The 10159-nt window shown below is 62.6% G+C and carries 12 protein-coding genes and 2 pseudogenes; 3 read left to right on the top strand and 11 right to left on the bottom strand.

Annotated elements, in window-relative coordinates:
- Positions 1–299: pseudogene (locus tag NED98_RS22850) on the bottom strand (acyl-CoA desaturase); the annotation flags it as partial.
- 86 nt (positions 300–385) lie between these two features.
- On the opposite strand from NED98_RS22850, the gene NED98_RS22855 reads away from it, so the two are divergent.
- Positions 386–709 carry a metalloregulator ArsR/SmtB family transcription factor gene (locus NED98_RS22855; protein ID WP_265314479.1) on the top strand — a complete coding sequence of 108 codons (324 nt, stop codon included), beginning with the start codon at positions 386–388 and terminating at the stop codon, positions 707–709.
- A gap of 391 nt (positions 710–1100) precedes the next feature.
- Positions 1101–2276 carry a Fic family protein gene (locus NED98_RS22860; RefSeq protein WP_265314648.1) on the top strand — a complete coding sequence of 392 codons (1176 nt, stop codon included), beginning with the start codon at positions 1101–1103 and terminating at the stop codon, positions 2274–2276.
- Positions 2277–2956: 680 nt separating this feature from the next.
- Here NED98_RS22860 and NED98_RS22870 read toward each other — a convergent pair.
- Positions 2957–4144: pseudogene (locus tag NED98_RS22870) on the bottom strand (IS3 family transposase).
- Between NED98_RS22870 and NED98_RS23335 the strand changes: the two are divergent.
- Positions 4125–4628, top strand: a complete 504-nt coding sequence (locus NED98_RS23335; RefSeq protein ID WP_349293288.1) for a phytanoyl-CoA dioxygenase family protein — start codon at positions 4125–4127, stop codon at positions 4626–4628. The pseudogene NED98_RS22870 and the gene NED98_RS23335 sit on opposite strands and share 20 nt — an antisense overlap.
- Here NED98_RS23335 and NED98_RS22880 read toward each other — a convergent pair.
- The 9 genes from NED98_RS22880 to NED98_RS22920 all read right to left on the bottom strand — a co-directional run.
- Positions 4609–4737 (bottom strand): hypothetical protein, encoded by a 129-nt coding sequence (locus NED98_RS22880; RefSeq protein ID WP_265314649.1) that lies wholly within the window; start codon positions 4735–4737, stop codon positions 4609–4611. The genes NED98_RS23335 and NED98_RS22880 overlap by 20 nt on opposite strands.
- Positions 4738–4829: 92 nt before the next feature.
- Positions 4830–5177: a type II toxin-antitoxin system RelE/ParE family toxin gene (locus NED98_RS22885; protein ID WP_349293290.1), complete on the bottom strand. Its 348-nt coding sequence runs from the start codon at positions 5175–5177 to the stop codon at positions 4830–4832.
- Complete coding sequence (locus tag NED98_RS22890) at positions 5123–5401, bottom strand: type II toxin-antitoxin system ParD family antitoxin (RefSeq protein ID WP_265314652.1); 279 nt, start codon at positions 5399–5401, stop codon at positions 5123–5125. The genes NED98_RS22885 and NED98_RS22890 overlap by 55 nt, the downstream gene beginning before the upstream one ends.
- Before the next feature lie 412 nt (positions 5402–5813).
- Positions 5814–6332 carry a nuclear transport factor 2 family protein gene (locus NED98_RS22895; RefSeq protein ID WP_265314655.1) on the bottom strand — a complete coding sequence of 173 codons (519 nt, stop codon included), beginning with the start codon at positions 6330–6332 and terminating at the stop codon, positions 5814–5816.
- A gap of 23 nt (positions 6333–6355) precedes the next feature.
- Positions 6356–6763, bottom strand: coding sequence for a GlcG/HbpS family heme-binding protein (locus tag NED98_RS22900; RefSeq protein ID WP_265314656.1), 408 nt, complete (start codon positions 6761–6763; stop codon positions 6356–6358).
- 79 nt (positions 6764–6842) lie between these two features.
- Complete coding sequence (locus tag NED98_RS22905; RefSeq protein ID WP_265314657.1) at positions 6843–7655, bottom strand: SDR family oxidoreductase; 813 nt, start codon at positions 7653–7655, stop codon at positions 6843–6845.
- A gap of 133 nt (positions 7656–7788) precedes the next feature.
- On the bottom strand, positions 7789–8682 hold the full coding sequence (locus NED98_RS22910) for an AraC family transcriptional regulator (protein ID WP_265314658.1): 894 nt from the start codon (positions 8680–8682) through the stop codon (positions 7789–7791).
- A 50-nt stretch (positions 8683–8732) separates the two neighbouring features.
- Positions 8733–9563, bottom strand: a complete 831-nt coding sequence (locus NED98_RS22915; protein ID WP_265314659.1) for an oxidoreductase — start codon at positions 9561–9563, stop codon at positions 8733–8735.
- Between the two features lie 271 nt (positions 9564–9834).
- A partial coding sequence (locus NED98_RS22920; RefSeq protein WP_265314661.1) for a hypothetical protein occupies positions 9835–10159 on the bottom strand: 325 nt, incomplete at its 5' end.

Raw genomic sequence — 10159 nt, forward strand, 5'->3', positions numbered from 1 at the left:
GCCGCGCCAAACCAGACCAGGATATATTCGACCGCGCGCGGGCATTCGAAGCTGCGGTGGATAAGGCGCCGGTGGAAGCCGACGCTATGCCCCAGCAGCAGGCCCGCGCCTGTGGTGAGGGCGAAGATGATCACCGCTCCCGGCGTCGCGGTCAGCGGGCAGAGGATCAGCGCCGCGAGCATCATGCCGCCATTCCAGAGCGAGTGGACGGGATCCCATCGCACGCGCCCCTCGACCGAGCTGGCGCCGGCTGTGGCGACCAGCGAATTGACGGCGTGTGGATCGTGCATCTCGGCCATCGCGACTCTCCCTGAAAGCGATAAACTTATTTCTTAAATACCTTCCCCTCTTGTCAAGTGGTTAGCTTATTCCTTAAATAGTACGCATGCAGCGCGTGTTTGAAGCCTTGTCCTCGGTCAACCGGCGGAAGATTCTTGCCTATCTGGCGCACGCCGAACTGAATGCGGGCGAGATCGCCGCGCGCTTTGAAATGTCGAAGCCCGCGGTCTCGCAGCACCTGGCGATTCTGGAGGCGGCCGGCCTGGTGGCGAGCGAGAAGCGCGGCCAGTATGTCTTCTATCGGCTGGTCCCCGACAATCTGGCCAACACGCTGCATGGCTTCGTGCAGGAAGTTTGTCCGGTGTCACGCCCGCTCAAGGCGGAGAGCGCCACTCTCGCGCGGCGAGATAAGCCGGTAGACGAAGCATAACCACCGGATGGAGAGGTTTATCACCCTCCTGATGACCGGCGGCTTCCAAAAACGAGGCGACAAAAACGAACACTACGCTCTTAGTCAAAAACGTCGGAATTCGCCCCTTCGAATCGGCATCGAGGCCAGCTCGAATCCGCCATTCCGTCGCGGGTTCGATGCCGAAAACCGACCAATTTTTCCAGTGGACCAGGGTGGGACCACGGTTTTTTGCGGCGTCTTAAACATCAGAAATATCAATATTTTATCTGACAAAGTCGAGTCCTGTAAGCCATATGAGACGTCTTGAGACAGCTTGGGACCGCGCTCGCAACCTTGAATTTGCGCTCGCCGTTATTAAAGTATAACGCCGCTTCCCTTAATAGCAGAGCGGCTAATTAAAGGATCGCGTGTGACCGACGGAGAGAATCAGAGGCTCGGCACATACGTCGAAACAAGCGCGGCCGGCGAGCGCGCGCGCGCCTACATCCCCGCTCCACTGCCACCCAACCCCCCGCTCGAACTCGGGCACTTCATGCGCGTATATGAACGCGCATTGGCCGCGGTCGGGCGTCTGGATGGGGTAACAACGCTCCTGCCTTCAACGCCTCTGTTCCTCTATATGTATGTTCGCAAGGAAGCGCTTCTGTCATCACAGATCGAGGGCACCCAATCCTCGCTTTCGGATCTGCTACTGTTTGAAAATCACGAAGCCCCAGCCGTCGCGATCGACGATGTGGCGGAGGTTTCGAACTATGTCGCAGCTATCGAGCATGGTGTTTCCCGAATCCGTAGCGGCTTCCCCCTGTCGCTCCGGCTTATCCGCGAAATGCACGCGATTCTGCTCCAGTCAGGGCGCGGTGCCGCGAAGCAACCAGGCGAGTTTCGCCGCTCGCAGAATTGGATCGGCGGAACTCGGCCCGGGAACGCCCTGTTCGTCCCGCCACCGCCGAATCTGCTGGACGAATGCCTCAGCGCGCTCGAGGTATTTCTTCACAGCGAGGACTCTGCGCTCCCGCCCTTGATCCGAGCCGGCCTGGCGCACGTCCAGTTCGAGACGATCCATCCGTTCCTTGATGGTAACGGACGCCTCGGCCGATTGCTCATCGCGCTGATCCTGTGCGAGGCTGGAATCCTGCGCGAACCGATCCTCTATCTCAGCCTGTTCCTGAAAACTCGGCGCGACGACTATTACCGACTTCTCCAGGAGGTTCGGCAGGCGGGCACCTGGGAGACCTGGATGGAATTCTTCCTGACAGGTGTTGCTGAAACCGCGGAACAGGCCGCCGCGACTGCCAGAGAGTTGATCGTCATGTTCGACGAGCATCGCCGAAAAATCGCCGAGTTCGGTCGAGCAGCGCCTTCCGCCCTCCGGGTCCATGAACTCATGCAAGCCAGTCCGATCGTCACCATCCAGACGGTCTCGGAAAAGCTCGACATCTCCTTCCCGACCGCCGGCACCGCGCTCGAAAATCTGGCCGCGATCGGCATCGTCCGCGAAACGACGGGACGGCGGCGCGGTCGGATTTATGCCTATTCGGAATATCTGACCTTGCTCGATCGGGGAACAGATCCCCTGCCAACCTGAAAATAGCGGGCTTCCGCCCCCGCGAGCCCGCGCTGTGCCGGCCAGTTTGCTCACTCCCTTCCGCGGGCTCCGAAAGTCCTGCCACCCGCCCACGCCGATGTAGCGCTGCACCGTCGTGCGCGAGCAACCAAACTCCCGCGCGATGCGGCGGCTTCCCCAACCCAGCTTGCTCAACCGCAGCATCGCCGTCACCTCATCAGGCTCGAGCATCGCCTCTCTCCGCGAACACACCGCAGAGATCCTCGCACTATCCAGGATACTCATCAGTCCCTCCTCCTTCAGGAGGGGGCCCAGTTCTATCTGTCGCTACCGGCCCAGTTTTACACGGCGCCTGACACGCCCATGACTTGGGCGGTACCGTAAGCTTCGGGGCCCGCTATCGGGCCAAAGCGCGCACAATGGCCATTCTTGGGTGGTTTCGAGACCGACGGCTTCCGGCGTGGGATAGTAGAAGTCGACCGTTCCTTGGCCTAGTTGGTCAAATGCAGCTTCCCGACGAGATCGCCTTGCTCAACTTCCGAGACCATGGGGCACAGCGATATCGCCGCGCCGTCACCCGCGACTTGGCCGCTCTGATCGTCACGCTGGAACATTTGCCGAAGGACCATGCCGGTATACGTATCTCCGGGATTGATAGCCTGCGACCCTTCCTTGGGCCGCAGTGACGTGACCCCCTGATTTCATCCAGCGGGGATTAGAGCCGGGCGGTTGTTGTCGCGCATGGGCGCGGGTGAAGCAATGGCCTGTGGAGCGGAGCCCGTAGGGCGTAGCGGAGCAGGCCATTGCTTATGCAGTTCGGCAGCGAAGGCCGCCGGGGTCTCGTATCCCAGGGCTGAGTGCGGGCGCTCGTGGTTGTAATCGGCCACCCAGGCGGCAATTACGACGCGGGCGTGATCGAGGCTCCGGAACAGTGTTTCGTTGAGCAGTTCGTCGCGCATGCGGCCATTGAAGCTCTCGACATAGCCGTTTTGCATCGGTTTGCCCGGTGCAATGTAGTGCCACTCGGCGCCGATTTCGCCGCACCAAGCCAGCACAGCGTTCGACGTCAGCTCGGTACCGTTGTCGCTGACGATCATGCCGGGTTTGCCGCGCTCGGCGATCAACTCCGTCAGCTCCCGCACGACCCTCCGTCCCGAGATCGAGGTGTCGGGCACTGCCCGCAAGCATTCCCGGGTCACATCGTCGACGATGTTCAAGACCCGGAACCGACGCCCCGTCGCGATCTGGTCGTGCACGAAATCCAGGCTCCAGCGTTGGTTGGGCAACGCCAGCACGGGACCCGGTGCTCGCGCACCTATAGCGCGGCGTCGGTTCCGTCTCCCGTCGGACCATCAACTTCTCCTCCTGGTAAAGCCGCTGGGTCTTCTTGCGATTGATCAGCACGCCCTCCCGCCGCAGAAGGATATGTAGCCGACGATAGCCGAACCGACGGCGCTGCTGAGCCAGTTCGCGCAGCTTCGACCGAAGCTCGGCATCATCGTTCCGGCGCGACCGGTAGCGCATGCTCTTCCGGTCAGCGCCTATGACACGGCACGCCCGCCGCTCGCTCATCCCCAGGGATGCCCGGAGACGAACGACCGCCTCTCGCCTGGCAGCGGGCGTCACCAGTTTTTTGCGAGAAGATCCTTCAGGCCGGCATTGTCGAGCATCGCATCAGCCAGCAACCGTTTGAGCCTGGCGTTCTCGTCCTCGAGCGCGCGTAGCCGCTTCGCTTCGGACACCTCCAGCCCGCCATACTTGGCCTTCCAGTTGTAAATAGTCGCTTCCGACACGCCGTGCCGCCGGGCCAGATCCCCGGTCTTGGCGCCCGCCTCGGCCTCCTTCAGCACCGCAATAATCTGCTCTTCTGTGAACCTCGTTCGCTTCATCGTCCGTCCTTCCATCAGGCCGGACTCTAATCGCACTTGGAGGAAAATCAGGGGGTCACGTCAGCAGGGGTCGATCGGCTCAATCGCAGCGAGCGTACTCGGACCTACAAGCCGCCCAGTACGGGCAATTTTATTCGACAAGACAGCTGAGACGAACTGGTCCTTGGCGTGGCATCAGGATCGCACGATCTGCGTCCAAAAGAGGATCGCAGTCGAGGGCTTCGGTCCTTGGACAATCAAAGGTGGCATGCAGCATGTTGCTCCGCCTTTCGACCTTCTCGCGCGCATGGTCACCCTGCGGGTCCACATGGACGACGTTCCCGCTACTAACGCTCCCCTGATGATCGCCCCCGGCTCACATGCCGACGGACGCATCCTGGTCGACGCGATCGAGGAGGTAGTTCGACGACGCGGCACGAGGGTCGGGCGCATTGATCAAGCACCTAATGGCAGACTTTGCGGCGCTACCGGAACATCACGATGAGGAGGCAGGCGATCAGCCCCACGATCACAATGCCGAGCCATAGTTTCCATGTCGCTTTATCGGGGCCGCCGATCGCGCCAAGATATGCAAGGATGGCTTCGATCAGCATCGCTCGCTCCGTATGCCGGGTATTGGAGTGGTAGCGCGGCACCGGCAACGGCGACAACTGGGGCACTTGCTGACCGGGCGACCGCTTTGCGATCATCGCAACCGTAGGGCGCGGTCATAGTCTTGACCAGGGCCAATAATGCGGTGGACGAAGACGCGCTCCGTTTCGACTGAATAGAGGATACCGTACCCCCGCCAGGAGCGTCGACGGATGCCGTGCGCCTCGTAGCGCGGCACAAGCGGGAATCCGTGTGGCAGATTACACAAGCGATGGGCAGTTCCGCGTAACTCCTCAACGAACGACAATGCGCGCGCCGGATTGTCCTGCGCGATGAATCGCGCGATTCGCCGCAGATCCTCCGCGGCCTGTGACGATAGTACTACCTTCACTGACGGACGCGACCGCCAGTCACCCGCAGTTCCACGCCGATCTGGTCGCACGTAGCGTCGAGGTCGACACCGCCACCGCCAGCCATTTCAGCCAAGCTCTCAGCAATCGACGCATCGAGATCGCGCAACCAACGCTCCTCATCTGCGATCCCGCCCTGGTCGCGTCGGATCAGGTCGCGGACATAGTCGCTGGCGCTGGCATACTGGCCGCTGTCTATTCGATCCTGCACGTAATCGCGCAGAGGATCCGGAAGAGAGATGTTCATCGAGGCCATAAGCGTGCTCCACGCAGTGATATGGCAAAAAATGGCACGACATTCAAGGGATGCACAACGGGTAAGCCGTAATCCACCGTCCCGCGCGTGCCCCACAGGGGCGAATCGCTGACCCAATCGTCGGCTTTTAGCGTGGCCTCTATTGCTCTTGAACGACGTCAAATGGGGCGACTCCAGTCCGTCCAGTGCTGGCGGTCGGTTCCGCGCCCACCGAACCGCGCGAGCTGGGTGGACTCTTGCCTGACCGCTTCCGGAAGAGCTCAGCGGAATAGCTGACGTTAATCGCAGCGAACTAACATAATGGTTCGCGACCCGATACCCGCCTCGCGGGCTGATCATTTCATGTATTGAAGGCCGCCGCGAAGATCGGCGAACTTCTCCTTCGCCGATCTCCGGAAAGCCGCATCGGCCGTCACTTCGCAGTGACGGGAGAAACCCGGTGCCAGAAGGCGTCGAACACGATGCTGTCGAAGAATGCATGTGCCTCGACAATCCGCCCATCCTTCAGACGGAGGATCCAGGCATAGGTGTTGGCATAGGGTTGGCCATCACGAGCGGTACCGCGCGCATCGAAGAACGCGATCACACTATCACCCTCGGCATAGAGTTGGCGGACCGACGGCACGAGCCGCCCGCTCATCCGTGCATTGAAAGGCCGGATCACTTCGGCGAGAAAGGCCTCCTTGCTCGGATAGGTCTTCGCCGCGACCGAGTTGCCGGTGATCGTCCATTTGGCGTCTTCGGCGAGCAGGTCATAGGGGCTGCCGGTGCCGTCGCGCCAGGCATCGAAGGCCTTGGCGACCAGCGCCCGGTTCAGCTCGACCTGCTTTGCGGGAACCCGCGCCTTGGCGCTATTGGCGGCGAAGAGGAGGCCGGCTCCCGAAACGAAGCCGATGATGCCGCGGGTGATGAGGGTGGAAAGACGAGGCATTGTGTGTCTCCAATGGTTAGCGGTCAGGCCGCCCGCGCGGCGGCTGCCGCGGCCTCGGCCACTTCGAAATCCTGGGTGACGGCACCGCCCGAGATGCCGACCGCGCCAAGCAGACGCCCGTCATGATCGCGCACCGGAATGCCGCCGGCGAAGACGGTGAGACCGCCATTGCTCTGCTCGAAGCCGGGCGACGTGCCGCCGGGCTTGCTGAAATCGTAGAGCGCCTCGGTGTTAAAGCCGAAAAGGGCGGCGGTGCGCGCCTTGTTCATCGCGATGTCGAGCGAGCCGAGCAGCGCGCCGTCCATCCGTTCGAACGCCTTGAGGTTGGCGCCGTCGTCATAGACGGCGATATTCATCGGCACGCCGATCGAAACGGCCGCCTGACGGGCGGCGATGATCGCCGCTTCGGCCTGGGCCTGGGTGATGCTCATGATCCTGTTCCTAGTTCGTGGGATGCGAGGGACTCCGGCCGCAGCGTTGGAAGGGCGCTGCGGCCGGAGCCGGCCTGGTTCAGATCTGGTTTTCCCAAGCGGCGAGTTGATGCGCCTTGAGCATGTCCTCGATCGCCTTGGGACTGACGTTCCGGAATTTCCCGGTATCGGCAGGCACGATCTCGATCATCGCATCGATCTGTTCCTGCGGATCCATCCGGCCCTCCGGCGTGGCGAAGAAGTCATCGAAGCCCTTGCGCAGGTCCGCGCGCTTGGTGAAATTCTTGCTGTCGTCGAGCCAACGGAAGGGATTGTCCGCCATCGTCTCGTTATAGCCGGTGTAATAGGCGCCCGGATTGATCGTCTGGACCTTGATCCCGTAGCTCGCCAGTTCCTGCTGCATCGCTTCCGCAAAGGCTTCGATAGCATGCTTCGTCGAGACATAGGTGCCCCAGTTGGCCGGGGTGAACAGGCCGCCCATCGAGGAGGTGAAGACCACCTTCTTGCCCTGGCTCCTGCCTTCGCGGATCCAGCGCTGGACGACCCCCTGGGTCAGCTCGAGCGGCAGGAAGACGTTGTTCTCATAGTTGCGGCGGACGATGTCGACCGGGATCTCCCAGACCGGGCCCGGCTCGCCGCGGCCGGCATTGTTCCAGAGGATGTCGAAATCCCAGCTCTGGGCCTGCTTGATGTCCCACGGATCGTGGAGGTCGAGCCGCTCGACCCGGATCTTGTCGGTGAGGCCGAGCGCTTCAACTTCGGCGCGCAACGCGGTCACCATCGGCGAGACCTCGCAGGTGGCGATGATGTTGTGGCCGTTGCGGGCCATGCCGATCGCGGCGCCCTTGCCGAAGCCTGAGCCGGCACCGGTGATGAGGATGGTCTTGGACATTTGCATTCTCCCTTGAGCCTTGGTTCGCGCCGATGTGCCGGCGACAAGGAGGGAGTTACGCCCGCGTGGATTTTCCCGCTGTCGGACGATTGCGGCGACTATCGCGGAATTGCGGCGTCGAACGCCCTCGCGCTTAAATCGCGCGGCGGAATGCGCTCGGGGTGGTGCCGGTGGCTTTGCGGAAGGCCGCCGCGAAGGAAGATGGCGTCTCATAGCCGACCGCGAGCGCGACCTCGGTTACCGCCAGTTCGGGGTGCGCGAGCAGGCGGCGGGCGTGCTCGATGCGCAGCGTGACCAGCCATTCATGCGGGGTGCGTCCCGTCGCCTGACGAAAAGCGGTGCAGAAGTGGAAGCGGCTGAGGCCCACTAGGCCGGCGAGCATGTCGAGCCCGATGGGCTCGTCGAGGTGCGCGCGCATATAGTCGGTCACCTTGCGCACCTGCCATTCGGCGAGGCCGCGACGGGCAGCGGGTGCGGTGATCGCTCCGAAGGTGGAATGGCCGCGCACCAGTTGGGTGCAGAGCAAGTCGGTCGCCTGCTCGACGAACAGTCGCGACGAGGGATCGAGCACATTGGCATCACGGCCGAGCATCTCCATGACGCGCGCGGCCACCGGATCCTCGAAGCCTACCCGGGCGAGCAACTCGACCCTATGTCCGCCAGCAAATTCCTCGACGCAGGCGGTCAACCGGTCATGCGGCAGGAAGACGTGACTGACGCCGATCGGCCCCGCGATGTCCCAGCGACCGTCATGGCCTTCGGGGATGATGGTGATCGTGCCGCCGCGCGTCTGGCCGGCGTGCCGATCGCCATCGCTACGCCAGACGATATCCTGCGGTTCGCCATAATAAGTGATGATGACATGGCCAGCCATGCCCGGGAGATAGTCGTGAAGGGCGCCGTGCCCCCAGGGCGCGGTGAGCGTGGCGCCCCCACGCAGTGCATCCTCGACCACGGGCGGTGCGCGGTCGAGGATGCTCGCGAGCGCATCGGGCGCTCTGCCGAAAGTGGTGCCTTGGAGCGTCATCCATCCCCAGGCTATCGCGAAACTGCCATCTGCAACAATGGGAAGCTTTGTCAGTCCTTGAAGTCGGTCGAGACCGAGACATGGCGCCATTCGGCGAGGATCGCCGCATCGGCCGCATGTTTGGCCTCGATCGCCCTGACCGTGTCGCTGCCGAGCGGCAGGCGCACCGGCGGCTTCGGCGCGTCGGCAAAGGCGACCAGCACCTGGGCCAATCGGTCCGGATCGCCGGGCTGACCGTGATTGAGGTCGGCGGCACGGCCACGAACCGCGCCAGCGGTGCCGTTATAATCCTCGATCCGGTGCGGGCTCACGCTGAGCGAACTCGAGTCGAGGAAATCAGTACGGAAATAGCCCGGCTCGACTACGGTGACGTTGATGCCGAGCGGCTCGAGCTCGCCGTGCAGCGCCTCGGACAAGCCCTCCACCGCGAATTTGGTCGAGGCATAGACGCCGAAACCCGGGGCACCGCGATAGCCGCCGATGGAGGAGATATTGAGGATCCGCCCCGAGCGGGCGGCGCGCATATAGGGCAGCACCGCGCGGGTGACGGCGAGAAGGCCGAACACATTGGTGCGATAGACGCGCTCGACTTCCTCGGCGCTCGCTTCCTCGACCGCGCCGAGCAGGCCGAAGCCGGCATTGTTGAGCAGCACGTCGATTTTGCCGAAGCGCGCGATCGCTGCGGCGGCGGCGGCGCGCGCCTGCTCCTCGTCGGTGACGTCGAGCGGTACAGCGAGCAGATTGGGGTGTTCGCCCAGTGCCCGGATGACCGCGTCGGCGCGGCGGGCAGTGGCGACCACGGCGTCGCCCTGGCCAAGCGCGAGACGCGCGATCCGCAGGCCGAAGCCGCGCGATGCGCCGGTGATGAACCAGGTCTTCATGTGCATTCTCCTGTTCTTGGGAACAGGTGGAGAATTAGACTGTAGGGCGCGCTGCCGCCGTCCCGGGATTTTGACGACTGTCGCGATCTTGCGGTCGCGACGGGCGGTCAGAACGAGATGCCTGCGCGGCTATTGGCCGGCGTTATGATGCGCGCTCAGCCGTCAATGCTGAGCGTGTTGAGATTGCATCAAGGCGGCTCGAATCAACCTGAATTGGGTGGGGAGCAGTCAGGCAGCTTCGGGGTAGCGAAGGGCGGAAAGCGGACGGTCATCAATCGGGATCTTTGGGAACGCTCAATGGCTTCGTCGGCGGTAGTTCAAGCGACGTAAGATTTTTCCTCAACCAGCGGCGAAACTCGATGATCTTGCTCACATAGCCAGACAGGAACATAACCGCCCAGATCCCGAGTGGAAAAATCCATCCCCATTTAGGATCTGGGCCGTTAGGAAGAAGGTAAAGGAGCATCCCAACTGAACTGATGGGGTGGATGCCCCCTTCGAGCGGCGTCGTATGATGCCGGACCGGCACCGGGAGGTGCCAAGCGAAGGAGGAGCAGATGACCGACGTCCACATCCTCGCCATCGACCTGGCGAAG

It is taken from the genome of Sphingomonas lycopersici (genome assembly GCF_026130605.1).
GTDB classification, from domain to species: Bacteria; Pseudomonadota; Alphaproteobacteria; order Sphingomonadales; family Sphingomonadaceae; genus Sphingomonas; species Sphingomonas lycopersici.